The organism is Pseudomonas sp. D1-1 (genome assembly GCF_051132225.1).
In the GTDB taxonomy this organism is placed as follows: Bacteria; Pseudomonadota; Gammaproteobacteria; order Pseudomonadales; family Pseudomonadaceae; genus Aquipseudomonas.
This window is the reverse complement of the sequence record NZ_CP071676.1, coordinates 1,373,475-1,390,488: the sequence shown is the minus strand read 5'-3', so window position 1 is coordinate 1,390,488 and position 17,014 is coordinate 1,373,475. Positions and strand designations below refer to the sequence as shown.

Below are 17,014 nucleotides of genomic sequence, written 5' to 3'. Positions count from 1 at the left end.
TGCAGTCACAAATTTTACTCAAGAAAATCCAATGGTCACTTTTAGAGTAAAGATTCTAAGGCCGCGTAATTTCACCCCATGCATAAAAAACTGTGGGAGCGAGCCTGCTCGCGATAGCGGCGTATCAGCCGACATCTCTGTCACTGATCGACTGCTATCGCGAGCAGGCTCGCTCCCACAGGTTTTCCATTGAGGCAAGCGCCTCAGGCGATATCGCGCAGCTCCCGCCGCAGGATCTTGCCCACCGGCGTCATCGGCAGCGAGTCACGCAATACGATGTGCTTGGGGATCTTGTAGCCGGTGAAGTTCTCCTTGCAGTAGGCCTTGAGTTCTTCAAGGCTGACGCCCGCCTCACGGGCCACCACGAACAGTTTCACCGCCTCCCCCGAACGCTCGTCCGGCACGCCGATGACCGCGCAACTGGCGACTTTCGGGTGAGCCATGACCACGTCCTCGATCTCGTTGGGATACACATTGAAACCCGAGACAATGATCATGTCTTTCTTGCGGTCGACGATGCGCACAAACCCGTCGGGATCGATCACCGCGATATCGCCGGACTTGAACCAGCCTTCGCTGTCCAGCACTTCGGCGGTCGCCTCGGGCTTGTTCCAGTAGCCCTTCATGATCTGCGGGCCCTTGATGCACAGCTCGCCGCGCTCGCCCAGGGGCAGCTCGACGCCGTCGTCGTTGATGACCTTCATCAGCGTACCCGGCACTGGCAGCCCCACCGTACCCAGGCGCGACTTGCCGCCGTAAGGGTTGGCACTGGCCACCGGCGAGGTTTCCGTCAGGCCGTAGCCCTCGGTGATGCCACAGCCGGTGAGCTGCTTCCAGCGTTCGGCCGTGGCCTTGACCAGCGCGGTGCCGCCTGAGTTGGTGACCTTGAGGTTGGAAAAATCCAGCGTCTTGAAATCAGGATGGTCCATCAGCGCCACGAACAGCGTGTTGAGCCCCAGCAACAGCGAGAACCGCCAGTTCTTCAGTTCCTTGATGAAGCCACCGATGTCCCGGGGATTGGTGATCAACACGTTGTGGTTGCCCGTGACCATCATGCACATGCAGTTCGCCGTGAACGCGTAGATATGGTACAGCGGCAACGGCGCGATCATGACTTCCTGGCCCTCGCGCAACAGCGGCTGGCCGTCATCGCCGATCTGCCCCAGGCACGCCCGGGCCTGCTGCATGTTGGCGACCAGGTTGCCGTGGGTCAGCATCGCGCCTTTTGCCAGCCCCGTGGTGCCGCCGGTGTATTGCAGCACGGCGATGTCATCGAGGCTGACGTTGAGGGGCTTGATGCCCTGGCCGCGCCCAAGGCGCAAGGCGCTCTTGAAGGAAATGGCCTGGGGCAGCGAATAGGCCGGCACCATTTTCTTGACCTTGCTGACCAGCGTATTCACCAGCCAGCCTTTGGCGGTAGGCATCAAGTCGCCCATCTTCGCTTCGATCAGGTATTGCAGGTCGGTGTCGGGCAGCACTTCCTGGACCTTCAGCCCGAACAGGTTCATGTACACCAGCGCCCGGGCACCGGAGTCCTTGAACTGATGACGCATTTCCCGCGGGGTGTACAGCGGGTTGGTATTGACCACGACCAGGCCGGCGCGCAGGGCACCGAAGACGGCGATCGGGTATTGCAGGACGTTGGGCATCTGCACGGCGATGCGATCGCCCGGCGCCAGGTCGGTATTGGCTTGCAGGTAACCGGCAAAGGCCGCGCTGTAGCGCTCCAGCTCGGCGTAGGTGAGGGTCACCCCCATGTTGCTGTAGGCCGGACGGTCGGCAAATTTCTTGCAGGAACGCTCGAACACCTCGACAACCGACTTGTAGGCACCCAGGTCGATGTCCGAGGGCACGCCGGTCGGGCGTTTGTCATTCCAGAAATCAGGCTGCATTGTTTTTGTCCTCTTTACCTGAACGTATCCGGGACCGCTTGCGTGTCGCTTGCACAGGCGGAGCTCCTCGGACACTAGCAGCTATGGCCAATCAGGCAAATATGGCAACTTGCGTCATAGATCGTGTGAATCTTCCTCCCTTGCCGTGACCTGATCAGGCGAGACGCGACGGATGCGCTATACAATGCAGCGACGCTGCGTCTGACTTTGTGCAAAGGAACCGCCATGATCCACCAAACGTTCTGGCTGACCGCGACCGATCACAGGCGCATCCTCGTCAACCAATGGTTGCCCGAAACCGCCCCGCAGGCCGTGCTCATGCTGGCCCACGGCATGGCCGAACACAGCGCTCGTTATGGGCGCCTGGCCCAGGCCTTGTGCGATGAAGGTTATGGCGTCTACGCACCGGACCTGCGCGGCCATGGCAAGACCGGCGAGGAAACAGTCCTGGGGCATTTTGCCGACGAGGACGGCTGGGCCAAGGTGGTCGGCGATCTCGCGAGCCTCAATCAGCACATCGGCCAGCAACATCCAGAAATACCAATTCTCCTGCTGGGCCATAGCATGGGCAGCTATATCGCCCAGGGTTACCTGCTGCACCACAGCGCCAGCCTGCACGGGGCGATTCTCAGCGGCTCGAATTTCCAGCCCGTGGCGCTGTACCGCGCGGCACGCCTGATCGCCCGCCTCGAACGTCGACGCCAGGGAGCCACGGGGCGTAGCGCGCTCATCGAGTGGCTGTCATTCGGCAGTTTCAACAAAAAATTCAAACCGGTGCGCACGCCCTTCGACTGGCTCAGTCGCGACCCGACCGAAGTGGACAAATACGTCCAGGACCCGCTGTGCGGCTTTCGTTGTACCAATCAGCTGTGGATCGACCTCCTCGGCGGCTTGCAGCAGATCAGCAAAGCGTCCAATCTCGCGCAGATCGATCCGGGCCTGCCGTTGCTGGTGATTGGCGGCGAATGTGATCCGGTGAGCGAAGGCAAGCGTCTGAAAGATCTGGCCGATGCCCTGCGCGACGCCGGCAATCAACATCTGCAATTGACGATCTACCCGCAGGCCCGGCACGAACTGTTCAATGAAATCAACCGCGATGAAGTGACGGCCGACGTGCTGGCCTGGATTGCCCAGGCGCTGAGCCACCAGCGGCCGCCACGTAGCGAGTAGGTTTGCAGCGTTTTTCCTTTACCTGTTACAGGATCCAGACATGACCCAGGTTACCAACATCCCTTACGAAGCCCTCGAAGTCGGCCAGACCGCCAGCTACAGCAAGACCGTCGAAGAGCGCGATATCCAGCTGTTCGCCGCCATGTCCGGCGACCACAACCCGGTGCACCTGGACGCCGAATTCGCCGCCGCCAGCATGTTCAAGGAACGCATCGCCCATGGCATGTTCAGCGGTGCGCTGATCAGCGCGGCGGTGGCGTGCGAGCTGCCTGGGCCGGGCACCATCTATATCGGCCAGCAGATGAGCTTTCAGAAACCGGTGAAGATTGGCGACACCCTGACCGTGCGCCTGGAAATCCTCGAGAAACTGCCGAAGTTCCGCGTGCGCATCGCCACGCGCGTGTTCAATCAGCGCGATGAACTGGTGGTGGACGGCGAGGCCGAGATCCTGGCTCCGCGCAAGCAGCAGACTGTTACGTTGCCGACGTTGCCGGCGATCAGCATCGGCTGACTACCGCGATCTATGGGAGTGAAATGTGGCGAGGGGATTTATCCCCGCTGGGGCGCGAAGCGCCCCCGATACCTCAAGACCACTGTGGTGTGTCAGCCTGGGCACAGGGGGCTGCTGCGCAGCCCAGCGGGGATAAATCCCCTCGCCACAAATCACTGCAGTGTTGCGGTTATTGCAGCCGCTCTTGCACCTGCACACTCGCCGTCATCCCCGCGCTCAGGCTCACCCCTTCCGGCACCTTGTCGAGCTTGATCCGCACCGGGATCCGCTGGGCCAGGCGCACCCAGTTGAAGGTCGGTTCGACCTCTGCCAGCAATTGCGCATCGGGGTTGGTGTTGCGGTCGGTGATACCGCGGCTGATGCTTTCCACATGGCCGTCCAGCGCATGGTCGGCGCTCATCAACCAGACCTTGACCGGATCGCCCACGCGGATCCTCGGCAGTTTGGTTTCCTCGAAATAGGCCTGCACGTAGAAAGTCGAATCATCGATCAGCGCCATCACCGGTTGCCCGGCGTTGACGTAGTTGCCTTCGGCCAGGCGCAGATTGGTGATATGACCACTGCGTGGGGCCAGGACCTGGCTGCGGGCCAGGTTCAGCTCGGCGACCTTGGCCTGCGCCTGGGCCTCGCGCAGTTCGCCACGGGCAATGCCGGCGTTGATCTGGGCATTTTCCCGCAGCTCGGCGCTGATCGCCTGAGGCCCCAGGGCGGCGCGGCGGCTGGCTTCGTGTTCACGCAGGCTCAGCTGCTGCTGACGGGTCTGGACCACCGCGCGAGCCTTTTCCAGCGCGGCCTCGAAGCGTTCGCGGTCGATGCTCAACAACAGGTCGCCAGCCTTGACCTGCTGGTTGTCCACGGCCTTGAGTTCGCGCACCCAACCGGATACGTCAGGGGCGACCACCACCACGTCGGCACGGATTCGCGCATCCCGGGTCCAGGGCGTGAGCATGTAGTACTGCCACAGATGAAACCCGGCGAAGATCGCCACGGCCACCACGCCCAGCGTGACGGCGACACGTACGGGTGTACGCATGTTCAGCTCCTTATAACGGTCCGAGGACCAGGGTAATGACAGTCAGGACACAGACGTACAGGGCGCAGTCGAACAAGGCTTCATGCCAGATCCAGCGCCCGACCGGCAACAGGCCGAGCAACAGGCGCAGCGCCCCGGTTGCCAGCAAGGCCAGGACCACATAAATCAGGAACGGGCTGAGCAGCACGCCGCCAATCGACCATTCACGCAAGCCCATGGCTATGTTTCCCTTCTTCAAATTCGTGCTGGCGGCACCAGGCGCGCCAGCTGTTCTGCAATTGCACCACCGCGCCTTGGGCGAGCTTCAGCGCATCGCTGGACGGTTGCTGCGACAGCACCCGCAGATATTCGTCGCTTGCCTGGGCCAAAGCCTCGGCCTGATCGCCGCCGGGGCCGTGTTCCAGCGCCTGCTCCAGGGTTTCGAAATATTCGCGCTGGGCCGGGCTGTCGGGTATCTGGGCAACGGCCAGACTCAGGCGCAGATGCAGCAACTCGTCACCGACGTCCAGGCCCAGCAAGCCGTCGTCCCAACGGCTGCGCGCCGGCACCGGCAGCTCGGGATAATGCCGCGCCAGTTGCAGCAGCCGGTCAGCCATGCGGCCACCGAACCAGCTTTCAGCACCACGCAGATTGCGATGGGTCAGCCTGACCAGATCGTCCAGCGTCGCGGCCAGCAGCCGACGGCTATGCCAGGCCGGGTTGCGCAGGATCAGCAGCTTGAACGCCAGCACCGCCGCGCCGACGCCGATCATCATTGCCTGGGCGTTGTTGAAGAATGCCGAAACGTCGTACTTCATCGCATTGAGCGGCGAGACCAGCACCACAAAGTGCAGGCAGAACGAGGTGGCCGTGGCGTAGAGCGGCGGCTTGGCCATGCACAGCGCCCCCAGGAACAACGGCACGCCCATGGCCATGCACAGCATGGCGAAACTGCTCCATTGCGGCAGGAAAATCTCGCCAATGACAAACGCCGTCGGCACTGCGAGGAAAATACCCCGCAGGAAACTCATGCCGATCTGCGCACCGTTTTCGCGGCTGGCAAACAGGCTGCACACCACGCAGGTGAGCAACAGCGCACCGGATGCGGCGGGCCAGGCGGTCGCCAGCCAGAAACAGGCTACCGCCAGGAATGCCAGGGCGCTGCGGGCGCCGAATACCATGGCCAGGGACAGATCACGATGCGGCGCCAGCGTGCGCGGCGGATCGGCGGCGGCCCTGCCCTCCTGCACGGCCGCGAGCGCGGCACAGGCAGCCAGGGCGGTATCGAGCAACAAGGCGAAACGAGCCAGGCAGTAACTTTGCGCCGAGCTGATCCGCAGGTCATGAGAAGCATCCAGAACCCGAGGCCGCAGGGCCTGCAGCGTCGCGCTGTCTGCAGCGAGCGCCTGCTGCACCTCGTCCATCCACGGCTGGAGCGCTTCGGCTTCCTGAGGTTCGAGTTGTTTCCACTGCCGACGCACCGAACGGGAAATACGCAACAACATCAGCAGTTTCTGGCTCAAGCCGCTGATGGCCCGGGCGCGCTGGCGGCCCAGGCTGCCTTCGAACCAGGCGTGTTCGCGCTGGGCATCCACCGCAACGATCTTGCCGAGGATTTCGAGCAAGCCTTTGCGCGCCTGGGCATCGCCGGCCAACGTTGCACGCGCCGCCTGCATGCCGCTCTGCCAGGCGGCACGGGCCTGATCCGCCAGTTGTCGTTCGACCCGCAACGGCCAGAGCAAGGCACTGGCCGCCGTGGCGCAGGTAATGCCCAGGCTGATCTCGGTGCACCGCGCCACGGCCTGATCGAAGACCCCAAGTGGATGGGAAAGGGCCGGCAAGGCAATGATCGCCACCGTGTAGCCAGCCAGCACGAAAGAATACGACCAGGCGCTGCGCAACAGCGTCGAACAGCCCGTGCACACACCCAGCCACAGCGCCAGCGCCAGCAAGAACAACCACGGTGCCTGGGCGAACAATCCCATGAACACCACCGACATGATCGTCCCCACCAAAGTACCGACCAAACGCGCCAGGCCCTTCTGTACCACCATGCCGGACAGCGGCTGGGCGACGATGAACGCCGTCATCAATGCCCACGACGGCTGCTCCAGGCCCCAGCGCAACGCCAGCCACAACGCCAGGCCGCCGCCGAGCACGGTTTTGATGGCGAACTGCACGGCGAGGCGGTCAGGGGCGAACAAGGCCTGGAAGGTAATGGGCACGCGGAAAACTCTTCTGGGACCGAAGTAACGAACGTAGTAACGATAGATCGCGCAATAGGCAGCGCAATTATTAGCTAGCTACCTATTCGAGTCCAGAGCAGATTATTGACGGATCTGACAAACACTCTTGCGGTTTCGAGCCCATAAAAAAACGCCAGCAGGCTGGCGTTTTTTTGCGTCACAGGCATGTGTCAGCTGGCACGCGCCTGGTTACGCAGCGCCTTGACCTGGTCGTGGTTGCGTTGCACGCCGTGGTACTGACGCTCAACCAGGTCACGAATACCTACCAGGTTGTGCTTGTTGATCTTCTCGATGGCTTCCTTGTACGCCTTGAGTGCATGGTCTTCGCCGCGTTCGGCTTCGTTGAGGACCGCTTCTTCATCCTTGCCGGTAAACATCGATTTTACGTCTACCCAACGACGGTGCAGGTCGCCAGCGACGCTGGTGGAGGTTTCCGGATCGCCGCCCAACGAACGCACAGCGGCTTGCAGCTCGGCCGCGGCAGTTGCGCAATCGGCCGCGCGTTTAACGAACAGGGCCTTGAGTTCTGGATGCTTGATGTCTTCAGCGCAGGTCTTGAATCCTTCCTGGCCATCCTTGCTGGTCTCGATCAGGTCGTTCAAGACAGAGATGGATTCTTTATTGATGTCAGTCATTTTTCAGTTCCTTTGCTTGGTGAATAAAAACCTGCAAGGAATATTGCATTGGCCGTGCCAGCCAAAAAAAACAATAAAAATACTTTAAATTCAAGAAGTTACAAAATACACAAAAATCTGTATCCGCGTTATTTGCATGATCTGTCATTTGGCCTGCATGCAGAATGCCTGTATTTTGCCGATGGTTCCTATCAAGACAAATCGCCATGAATCCGCAAAAGCTTGAACTGCTGGTGACGCGCCAGATGCCCTTCGGCAAATACAAGGGCCGAATCCTTGCCGACCTGCCGGGCCAGTACCTGAACTGGTTTGCCCGGGAGGGTTTTCCCCACGGAGAACTGGGCGCTTTGCTGGCGCTGATGCAGGAGATCGACCACAACGGTCTGTCGGACCTGCTGGATCCGCTGCGCGCCAAACACGGCCTGCCCAAACCACGCCATTGACCGACTGAATCCGCCCATGCCCGAAAACACCCTGCGCGCCCATGATGAAGCTTTCTGGCAGACCTTCGGCGACCGCTACGACGTCGAGCCCGAGGGCCCGCTCAACCTGGAAAACGGCTACTTCGGGCGGATGTCGCGTACCGTGGTCGAGGAGTACCAGCGCAACATCGAATTCGTCAATCGCGGCAACTCGGTGTACGTACGTCAGCATTTCGACCGGGAACATGGCGAAGCGATTCGCCGCCAAGTGGCGCAACTGATTCACGTCCCCTCCTCTGCCGTGGCGCTGGCCACCAGCGCGGTGGACGCCCTGCAGACGCTGATTCGCAATTACAACGGCCTCAAGCCTGGCGATCAGGTGCTGATAAGCGACGTCGAGTACGAGTCAGTCAAAAGCGCGATGCGCTGGCTGGCTCGCCAGCGAGGGGCGAAGATCATCGAACTGGTCCACCCGCATCCCGCCAGTTTCGAAAGCCTAGTGGGCACCTATCGGGAAACCTTCATTCGTTACCCGCGCCTGAAGCTGATGGCGCTGACTTACGTCAACCACCTGACCGGCCTCGTCATGCCGGTGAAGGCGATTGCCGAGGCGGCGCGGGAGTTCGATGTCGACATCATTCTCGACGGCGCGCACGCCCTGGGTCAGATCGAGTTCAACCTGAAGAAGCTGGGTATCCAGTTCGCCGGTTTCAACTTGCAGAAGTGGATTGGCGGCCCGCTGGCCCTGGGCTTTCTCTATATCGCTCCAGAGCGGCTGGTCGACATCGATCCGGACATGGACGAAGCCAATTACCCCGCCACCGATGTGCGCTCACGCACACCCCACAGCACGCCCAACATCCCTGCCCTGCTGACGCTGCCATTGGTCTTTGAAGAACACCGCACCCTGGGCGGCGCGTCGGCCAAAGGTGCCCGACTCTGCTACTTGCGGGACCTTTGGGTGAACGCGGTACGTGATGTGCCCGGCATTGAAGTCATGACTCCGGACGATCGGCGGCTCTATTGCGGCATCACCTCGATGCGCTTCACCGCCCAGCCCGATCAGCAAGTCATGGCCGATCGGCTGCTCAAGGAATATGAAATCTTTACCGTGGTGCGCAAGACCAGCGTCGGCCCGTGCATCCGCATCACGCCTGGGTTGATTACCTTGGCGCGGGATATCGAGCGGTTGACCCAGGCGCTTATCCACCTGAGCAACACATAACAACAGGCAAAAAAAAACGGTGCGCCGACCAAGCGCACCGTAAAGCCGTAGAACACCCAACGAAGTTCGGTAAGACAATCAGTCCAGCAGCGCCAGGGCCTCGGCGGTGCATTCCTGGATGCGGGCCCAGTCGCCGTTCTTGATCCACTCCGGATCCAGCATCCAGCTGCCGCCCACGCACATCACGTTCTTCAACGCCATGTAGCTCTTGATATTGGCCGGACTGACGCCGCCAGTCGGGCAGAATTTCACTTCGCCGAAGGGACCGCCCAGGGCCTTGATGGCAGCCACGCCACCGCTGACTTCCGCCGGGAACAACTTGAAGCGGCGATAACCCAGCCCGTAGCCTTCCATGATGCCCGAGGCATTGCTGATTCCCGGCAACAACGGAATCGGGCTCTGGACGCTAGCCTCCAGCAAGTCGCGGGTAATACCCGGGGTCACGATGAATTGCGAACCGGCGGCCTCGGCGGCGGCCAGCATATGGCGATCGAGCACCGTGCCGGCGCCGGTCACCAGTTCCGGACGCTGCTCGCGCAGCACCTGGATGGCCTTGAGGCCGTACTGCGAGCGCAAGGTCACTTCCAGCGCCGTCAGGCCACCGGCGGCCAGGGCATCGGCCAGCGGCAGGATGTCCTGCTCACGGGCAATAGTGATCACCGGCAAGATCCGCGCCTTGGCGCAGAGGCTGTCGATCAGCGTTACTTTATCCGCCATGGAAACGGTCGGGGATGGGTTTGTCATAGCGGCTGATCCTTGGTTCATGGGCACCAGTAAATCTCTAACGTAGGTTGCAAAAACGCGCGGATCGGCATTTCGGCGACGTTGTCATCGGCCGCCGCGGCGTTCAGGGTGGTCAACTTCGATTGACCGGAAATCGACAGCACCTTGTGCCTCGCCGAGGCCAGCAATGCGCGGCTCATGGTCAGGCGCTGGTGCGGGACGGTTGGCGCGAGCATCGGCCAGCAACGGCGAGCGCCCTTTTCATCCAGGGCCTCGGCCAGGTTCGGGCTGTCGGGAAACAGCGAGGCGGTATGCCCATCGTCCCCCATGCCCAGTACCAGCACATCAATCGGCGGCAGCTCGGCCAACAGACGATCCGCCTGTTCAGCCGCGGCCTCCAGGTTGGCGCTGGCGCTGTACAGGCTCAGGAACTGCGCCTTGGCCGCCGCGCCCTGAAGCAGGTAACGCTTGAGCAGACCGGCATTGCTGTCGGCATGTTCAACCGGCACCCAGCGCTCATCGGCCAGGCTCACCACCACCTTCGACCAGTCCAGCGTCTGCTTGGACAGGTTCTGGAAAAATGCCACCGGGCTGCGACCGCCAGACACCACCAGAGTCGCCGCACCGCGAGCATCGATCGCCGCGCGCAACTGCTGCGCCACGTTCAGCGCGAGGTTTTCCGCCAGCAGCACCGGGCTCTTGAACTCAAGGGCCGTGACGCCCTCGGGCAGTTTCAATTCAGATATCGCCATACCATGACCTCCCGTCCCGCGTGATCAGTGCGATGGAGCTCATCGGCCCCCATGACCCGGCGGCATACGGCTTGGGCGCATCGCCGGACTTCTTCCAGCCGGCAATCAGCTGGTCGCACCACGTCCACGCGGCTTCGATTTCATCTTTACGGACAAACAGGTTCTGATTGCCATTCATGACTTCCAGCAACAACCGCTCGTAGGCATCGGGAATCCGCGCGCTGCGATAGGTGTCGGAGAAGTTCAGTTGCAGCGGACCGCTGCGCAATTGCATGCCCTTGTCCAGGCCTTGCTCCTTGGTCATCACCCGCAAGGAAATGCCTTCGTCCGGTTGCAGCCGGATGATCAGTTTGTTGCTGATCTGCAAACGCTGCTCGGGGGCGAAGATGTAGTGGGACGGTTCCTTGAAGTGAATCACGATCTGCGACAGCTTCTGCGGCATGCGCTTGCCGGTACGCAGGTAGAACGGAACACCGGCCCAGCGCCAGTTGCGAATGTCGGCACGCAGGGCGACGAACGTCTCGGTGTCGCTCTGGGTATTGGAATTGGGTTCTTCCAGGTAGCCGGGAACGGCCTTGCCTTCACTGTGGCCGGCGATGTACTGGCCGCGCACCACTTGTGTGGTCAAGCCTTCCGGGCTGATCGGTGCGAGGGCCTTGAGCACCTTGACCTTCTCGTCACGGATGCTGTCGGCCGACAGGTCGGCCGGCGGGTCCATGGCGATCAGGCACAGCAACTGGAGCAAGTGGTTCTGGATCATGTCGCGCAGTTGGCCGGCCTTGTCGAAATAGCCCCAGCGGCCTTCGATGCCGACCTTCTCGGCCACGGTGATTTCCACGTGGGAGATGTAATTCTGGTTCCACTGGGTTTCGAACAGGCTGTTGGCGAAACGCAACGCGATCAGGTTCTGGACTGTTTCCTTGCCCAGGTAATGGTCGATGCGGTAGGTGCGGTTCTCCGGGAAGAACTGCGCCACGGCGTCATTGACCTTGCGCGACGATTCCAGGTCCGAGCCGATGGGTTTTTCCAATACGACGCGGGTGTTCTCGCTCAAGCCGACTTTCGCCAGGTTCTCGCAGATCGCGCCGTAGACCGCCGCCGGCGTGGCGAAATAGGCGATGACTTGCTGCTGGGCCTGGCCGACCTGCTCGGCAAGCGCGACGTAATCGTCAGCCTTGAGAAAATCCACATGCAGATACGTCAGCCGCGCCAGGAAGCGCTCGATCACGGTTTCGTCGAGGTCTTTTTCGCCCACATAGCGACGCAGCTCGGTCGCGATGAACGTCAGGTGCTGCTGTTCGCTACCAGGTTCGCGGGCCAGCGCGAAAATTCGCGTGTCCTCATGCAACAGGCCGGCACCATCGAGCTGATAAAGGGCAGGAAACAGCTTGCGCAACGCCAGGTCGCCCAACGCGCCGAACAAGGCAAAGGTGCACGGTTCAACCGTAATCGAATGCATGATGTTTGTTCTTTTATCAAGTTAAACTACAAATACCTTTTTTCAAGGTATCACTCAAGGAAAAATGTAGTAATAACTACAACATTTTTCGAAAATACCGATTCCGAGTGGTGGTCCGTCGGAGCCATCAGTAGGATAGGCCACCGCCAAGGGTCGTATCAAAGACCCGTTTCTCTAGGAATCTTGTATGGACCGCGTGCGAAATCTACTGGAGCAGATCCAGAGTCGCCTGGAAGACCTGAACAAGGCCGAGCGCAAGGTGGCCGAGGTGATCCTGCTCAACCCGCAGCAGGCGACCCGCTTCAGCATCGCCGCCCTCGCCCAGGCCGCTTCGGTCAGCGAACCGACCGTCAACCGCTTCTGCCGCTCGTTCGGCGTCAGCGGCTATCCGGAACTCAAGCTGCAACTGGCCCAAAGCCTGGCCAGCGGCGCGGCCTATGTCAGCCGTGCGGTCGAGGCCGATGACAATCCGGAAGCCTATACCCGCAAAATCTTTGGCAGTGCCATCGCTTCATTGGACAGCGCCTGCCAGGCCCTTGATCCAAATTTGATCAGTCGCGCCGTGGATCTGCTGATCCAGGCCCGCCAGATCCACTTCTTCGGCCTAGGCGCCTCGGCCCCCGTGGCGCTGGATGCCCAGCACAAGTTTTTCCGCTTCAATCTGGCGGTGACCGCCCATGCCGATGTGCTGATGCAGCGCATGATCGCGTCGGTGGCCCATACCGGCGAGCTGTTCGTGATCATCTCCTACACCGGGCGTACCCGCGAACTGGTGGAAGTGGCGCGCATCGCCCGGGAAAACGGCGCATCGGTGCTCGGCCTGACCACCGAAGGCTCGCCGCTGGCCAAGGCGAGCACCTTGAGCCTGAACATCCCTTTGCCGGAAGACACCGACATCTACATGCCGATGACATCGCGGATCATCCAGCTCACCGTGCTCGATGTGCTCGCCACCGGCATGACCCTGCGCCGGGGCGTGGATTTCCAACCGCATTTGCGCAAGATCAAGGAAAGCCTGAATGCCAGCCGGTATCCGGTTGGGGATGAGTTCAACTGATTCGGTCCAGAGCCTTCGGTGTCTGATAGTCAGCCATCGCGAGCAAGCTCGCTCCCACAGGTTTTTTGTGAACACCAAAGGTCTAGTGTGGGAGCGAGCTTGCTCGCGATGGGGCCAGCCACCACACCCGAGATCCACCGCTAAACCCCCACCCGCGCCTGCAAACTCAAATGCGCCCGCTCACCCGGCGCCAGGCACAGGCTCCCGGTACCGCCGCTGGCCGCTTCGACGCAGACGAATTCATTCACTTCATCCCAGCTCACACCCAACAGTGGCCGTGCGCCGGGATGCCACACCACCGTATCGGCGCTGTCGCCGGTGTCGATGCGCAGCTCGCGTTGCCAGGCGTGATCCTTGAGCTGCAATTCGCCCTCATGCTGGAACACTCGCTGGCAGCCACCCTCCACTCGCAACTCGCCCTCCTGCTGGCAAACCGCCCGGTTCAACTGGTCGTAACCCTGGGCGCCGTCGAGGCCAGACAGCGCTACCTCGCCAACGTCACCAATACGCCAATAGGCGTGCAAGGCCTGGCTCAACTGGCAGGGCAGGCTGTCCTGATGTTCGGTGCTCAAGCGCAGTTCCATGCGCTCACCCAGGTCGGCATGCAGGTCCACCTGCCAGTCACACAATTGCAACTGCCAATGCAGGTGGACGCCCTCTTCGTCGCTGCTGCTCTCGAGCAATTTCCAGTCGATCAATCGCGCCCAACCATGGGAGGGCCAGGCGTTTTCACTTGGATGACGGCCATACCATGGCCAACACACCGGCACCCCGCCGCGAATCGCCCCGACTTGCGGCCACCTGGCTGCGCACCACAACCACGGCTTCTGCCCGCGCGGCTGGAAGTGCAGCAACTGCGCGCCCTGGCGACTGAACACCGCCTGGCACAACGGGTGGTCGATCACCAACACATCGCGCTGCTGATAGCGCTCCCACGCAAACACCGGACGCTCGCGCAAGGATCTGAAAAAGCGTTGTAGTGGATGCTCATGCATGGGTCGCGGTCCTGGAAATCATTGAGTTACCGATCTGTCTGCGACACTGATTGTGGCGAGGGGATTTATCCCCGCTGGACTGCGAAGCAGTCCCAAATCAATGACTGAAACACTGAGGCGCCTGTTTTAGGGCCGCTGCGCGGCCCAGCGGGGCGGTGTGACGTTTCGCTAAATCCCCTCGCCACAAGTTCAATGCCAGCCACCTCGCAAAAAAAAGCGGACAGCCTTGGCCGTCCGCAAATATGCGCACATAGAGAGGAGCTTATCGCAACAGCGTTAGAACACCGACTGAATTTTCAGGCCGGCCACCAGCGCGTTGTCGACTTCATCGACACCACCCGGGTGAGTGACGTATTGCAGGTTTGGACGCACGGTCAGCCAGTTGGTGACATGGAAGCCGTAGTTGATTTCGTAGTTGTACTCGGTGCTACGCAAAGGCGCGAACAGTGGATCGTCGTAGTCGCTGACGCCATTGGCGGCGTTGGTCAACTCGGCGTTTTTCTTGACGTCCTCGTTGACATGGATACGGGCGAAACCGATACCAACGTCGTCCTTCGGACGCGCATCGAACGGCCCCTTGTACACGAACATCAGCGACTGGTAGTTGTCGACGACGTTGGTGTCCTTGTCGTGGACGGTAGCGTTGGCCGCGATGTTCAGGCCGCGGGTAGCATCGCCATTGTGAGTGGTGAGCTGCTGCTGCACGACGAGCCAGTAGCCATGTTTGCTGCTGTGGCTACGATAGGCGTTGCCAGTAGTCGCGGCGTCATCGCCGTTGATGTCTTCACGAACATCGTCAGCCTTGGCCGTGCTCTTGTAGTAACCGACGCGGTATTCGCCCGGCAGGTTGTTGAGCTTCGGCGACCAGACCAACTCGATCGGAATCAGAGTGCCCTTGGTGCCACTGCCGCTGAGCTTGTAGCGGTTGTTGTTTTCCAGTTGCGAAGGGTTCTGGTTGTAGGCACCGATTTGCGCATAGAGCTCAGGCGTGAGGTTGTATTTAACCCGGATCGCCGCCTGCATGATCGGCCAGTTGTACCAGATGCCGGTCGCCCAGTTACCCGCTTGCGAACCGCAGAACGCCAGGTTCTGGAACTCGCACGGGAAGGTGTTGAAGTCTTCGCCTTCACCGAAGTAACCGGCTTTGACATCCAGCTTGCTGTCGAAGTACTTCTGCTTGATCCACAACTGGGTCAGACGGGTAGTCTGGCCACGGCCCCAGACTTCCTGGGAGGAACTGAGGGTGCCGGCACGTGGATCACCGATACGGTCGTTGGAGATGTTGCGACCGTCCCGGCGAGTGAATTGAATCTTGGCTTCGGTATCGTTCCAGCCTGCCAGTTTCTCCAGGTCAAGAGCTACGCCAAGGCCAAACTGCTGGGACCAGCGCGCGGTCTTGTCATCGTTGTAGCCGCCGTCGAGGTTGGCACCCATCTCACCGACGAAATCCGCCTTGATATCGATACCTTGCTCGATCAGCTTGGTCCGTTCACCGCCCCAGTCGCCCGTCATCCACTTCGAGTCGGCGCTGAACGCGTCGGCTGCGTGTGCGCTACCGGCCAGCATCATCGCCGCAACGGCTGACAACTGGCAGATAAGCTGGGCATTGTTCTTCTTCTTCATCCCTACATCCTCGTCTTTATTGTTATTAACTGTTTTTATCTAACGCGGTTTACAACGATTGCGATGAATGTCCCCACTCATCGCATACTCCTTTTGTGTGGAAGCAGGCTTGCTGCCCCCACCTTTGTTCATCAGCGGCCTTTGAACTGCGCCACGTTGTCGGCTCGGGCTTCCATCGAGGGTTGCGCGGCCACGCCCAGGCGCTCGCCGGACTTGGCATCGAACAGCAGCACTTTCGATGGATCGAATTGCAGCGTCAGGGTCTCTCCCGGCGACGGCGCCACGTCCGGTGCCAGTCGGCAGCAGACCTTGGTGTCGTTGAGATTGACGAACACCAGGGTGTCCGGACCGGTAGGCTCGGTGACCTGGACTTCGGCGCGGATGGTCGGCAGGCCGTTCGGCTCGTTGCCCGCCAGCACGATCTGTTCCGGACGCAGACCAAGGATCACTTCGCGATCCTCCAGGCCGGCGTCCTGCATGCCCAGCGGCAACTCGCAACGGGCCTGGCCGCTGTCGAGCAGGGCCAACAGGCGACCGTCCTTGCGTTGCAGGCGCAGCGGGATGAAGTTCATCGGCGGCGAACCGATGAAGCTCGCCACGAACAGGTTGGCCGGGTTGTTGTAGATGTCCTTCGGCGTACCGAACTGCTGGATGATCCCATCCTTCATCACGGCGACTTTATCGCCCAGGGTCATGGCCTCGATCTGGTCGTGGGTCACGTAGACCGTGGTGGTCTTCAGGCGCTGGTGCATCAGTTTCATTTCGGTGCGCATCTCGACGCGCAGCTTGGCGTCGAGGTTGGACAGCGGCTCGTCGAACAGGTAGATCTTCGGCCGCCGCGCCAGGGCCCGGCCCATCGCGACGCGCTGTTGCTGCCCGCCGGAGAGCTGGCCGGGCTTGCGGTTGAGCAAGTGCTCGATCTGCAATAGCTTGGCCACCCGCGCCACTTCTTCGTTGATGTCCGCCTGTTTCATTTTGCGGATCTTCAGGCCGAACTCGATGTTCTCGCGCACGCTCATGGTCGGGTACAGCGCATAGGACTGGAACACCATGGCGATGTCGCGATCCTTGGGACTCATGCCGCTGACGTCCTGGTCGCCGATCATGATCGCGCCACCGGTGATGGTCTCGAGGCCGGCGATGCAGTTCATCAGGGTCGATTTGCCGCAGCCCGAAGGACCGACCAGGATCAGGAATTCACCTTCCTTGATCGACAGCTGGATGTCCTTCAAGGTGTCGGGCAGGCCCGCGCCGTAGGTCTTGTTTACATTGCGAAGTTCAAGCGTAGCCAT

Annotated in this window: 16 protein-coding genes; 5 read left to right on the top strand and 11 right to left on the bottom strand. The window is 61.0% G+C overall.

Features of this window, described 5'->3' with window-relative positions; all coding sequences use genetic code 11:
* Window positions 1-203: 203 nt before the first annotated feature.
* Window positions 204-1,892 carry a long-chain-fatty-acid--CoA ligase FadD2 gene (fadD2, locus tag J3P86_RS06115; RefSeq protein WP_434695648.1) on the bottom strand — a complete coding sequence of 563 codons (1,689 nt, stop codon included), beginning with the start codon at window positions 1,890-1,892 and terminating at the stop codon, window positions 204-206.
* Between the two features lie 225 nt (window positions 1,893-2,117).
* Between fadD2 and J3P86_RS06110 the strand changes: the two genes are divergently transcribed.
* Together J3P86_RS06110 and J3P86_RS06105 are read left to right on the top strand one after the other, a co-directional pair.
* Window positions 2,118-3,062 carry a lysophospholipase gene (locus J3P86_RS06110; protein WP_434653466.1) on the top strand — a complete coding sequence of 315 codons (945 nt, stop codon included), beginning with the start codon at window positions 2,118-2,120 and terminating at the stop codon, window positions 3,060-3,062.
* Window positions 3,063-3,102: 40 nt separating this feature from the next.
* On the top strand, window positions 3,103-3,573 hold the full coding sequence (locus J3P86_RS06105) for a MaoC family dehydratase (RefSeq protein WP_003227420.1): 471 nt from the start codon (window positions 3,103-3,105) through the stop codon (window positions 3,571-3,573).
* Between the two features lie 169 nt (window positions 3,574-3,742).
* Here J3P86_RS06105 and J3P86_RS06100 read toward each other — a convergent pair whose 3' ends face one another.
* The 4 genes from J3P86_RS06100 to J3P86_RS06085 all read right to left on the bottom strand — a co-directional run bounded on the left by J3P86_RS06100 (window position 3,743) and on the right by J3P86_RS06085 (window position 7,466).
* Entirely contained in the window at window positions 3,743-4,606 is an 864-nt protein-coding gene (locus J3P86_RS06100; protein ID WP_434602993.1) for an efflux RND transporter periplasmic adaptor subunit, read from the bottom strand.
* A gap of 10 nt (window positions 4,607-4,616) precedes the next feature.
* Window positions 4,617-4,823, bottom strand: coding sequence for a DUF1656 domain-containing protein (locus tag J3P86_RS06095; protein WP_249873604.1), 207 nt, complete (start codon window positions 4,821-4,823; stop codon window positions 4,617-4,619).
* Window positions 4,810-6,810, bottom strand: a complete 2,001-nt coding sequence (locus tag J3P86_RS06090; RefSeq protein WP_434699658.1) for an FUSC family protein — start codon at window positions 6,808-6,810, stop codon at window positions 4,810-4,812. Before J3P86_RS06090 ends, J3P86_RS06095 begins: the two co-directional genes overlap by 14 nt.
* 191 nt (window positions 6,811-7,001) lie before the next feature.
* The gene (locus J3P86_RS06085) at window positions 7,002-7,466 is read right to left on the bottom strand and encodes a PA2169 family four-helix-bundle protein (RefSeq protein WP_186709209.1); all 465 of its coding nucleotides are present in this window, start codon (window positions 7,464-7,466) and stop codon (window positions 7,002-7,004) included.
* A gap of 206 nt (window positions 7,467-7,672) precedes the next feature.
* Here J3P86_RS06085 and J3P86_RS06080 point away from each other — a divergent pair, with 206 nt between their 5' ends.
* Both J3P86_RS06080 and J3P86_RS06075 read left to right on the top strand, forming a co-directional pair.
* Window positions 7,673-7,909, top strand: coding sequence for a DUF3820 family protein (locus tag J3P86_RS06080; RefSeq protein ID WP_305496320.1), 237 nt, complete (start codon window positions 7,673-7,675; stop codon window positions 7,907-7,909).
* 16 nt (window positions 7,910-7,925) lie between these two features.
* Window positions 7,926-9,113: an aminotransferase class V-fold PLP-dependent enzyme gene (locus tag J3P86_RS06075; protein WP_434699657.1), complete on the top strand. Its 1,188-nt coding sequence runs from the start codon at window positions 7,926-7,928 to the stop codon at window positions 9,111-9,113.
* 78 nt (window positions 9,114-9,191) lie between these two features.
* On the opposite strand, the gene J3P86_RS06070 is transcribed toward J3P86_RS06075, so the two are convergent.
* The 3 genes from J3P86_RS06070 to zwf are packed head-to-tail and all read right to left on the bottom strand — an operon-like array spanning window position 9,192 to window position 12,047.
* Window positions 9,192-9,857, bottom strand: coding sequence for a bifunctional 4-hydroxy-2-oxoglutarate aldolase/2-dehydro-3-deoxy-phosphogluconate aldolase (locus J3P86_RS06070; RefSeq protein WP_283556083.1), 666 nt, complete (start codon window positions 9,855-9,857; stop codon window positions 9,192-9,194).
* Between the two features lie 17 nt (window positions 9,858-9,874).
* Entirely contained in the window at window positions 9,875-10,588 is a 714-nt protein-coding gene (gene pgl, locus J3P86_RS06065; protein WP_434699656.1) for a 6-phosphogluconolactonase, read from the bottom strand.
* Window positions 10,575-12,047, bottom strand: coding sequence for a glucose-6-phosphate dehydrogenase (zwf, locus tag J3P86_RS06060; RefSeq protein WP_305496323.1), 1,473 nt, complete (start codon window positions 12,045-12,047; stop codon window positions 10,575-10,577). The genes pgl and zwf overlap by 14 nt, the downstream gene beginning before the upstream one ends.
* Before the next feature lie 196 nt (window positions 12,048-12,243).
* On the opposite strand from zwf, the gene J3P86_RS06055 reads away from it, so the two are divergent.
* On the top strand, window positions 12,244-13,104 hold the full coding sequence (locus J3P86_RS06055; RefSeq protein ID WP_434700606.1) for a MurR/RpiR family transcriptional regulator: 861 nt from the start codon (window positions 12,244-12,246) through the stop codon (window positions 13,102-13,104).
* 140 nt (window positions 13,105-13,244) lie between these two features.
* On the opposite strand, the gene J3P86_RS06050 is transcribed toward J3P86_RS06055, so the two are convergent.
* From J3P86_RS06050 to J3P86_RS06040, 3 genes are all read right to left on the bottom strand, one after another.
* Entirely contained in the window at window positions 13,245-14,099 is an 855-nt protein-coding gene (locus J3P86_RS06050) for a D-hexose-6-phosphate mutarotase (RefSeq protein WP_434699654.1), read from the bottom strand.
* A 276-nt stretch (window positions 14,100-14,375) separates the two neighbouring features.
* Complete coding sequence (locus J3P86_RS06045; RefSeq protein ID WP_434625649.1) at window positions 14,376-15,722, bottom strand: carbohydrate porin; 1,347 nt, start codon at window positions 15,720-15,722, stop codon at window positions 14,376-14,378.
* 131 nt (window positions 15,723-15,853) lie between these two features.
* The gene (locus J3P86_RS06040; RefSeq protein ID WP_434569579.1) at window positions 15,854-17,014 is read right to left on the bottom strand and encodes an ABC transporter ATP-binding protein; all 1,161 of its coding nucleotides are present in this window, start codon (window positions 17,012-17,014) and stop codon (window positions 15,854-15,856) included.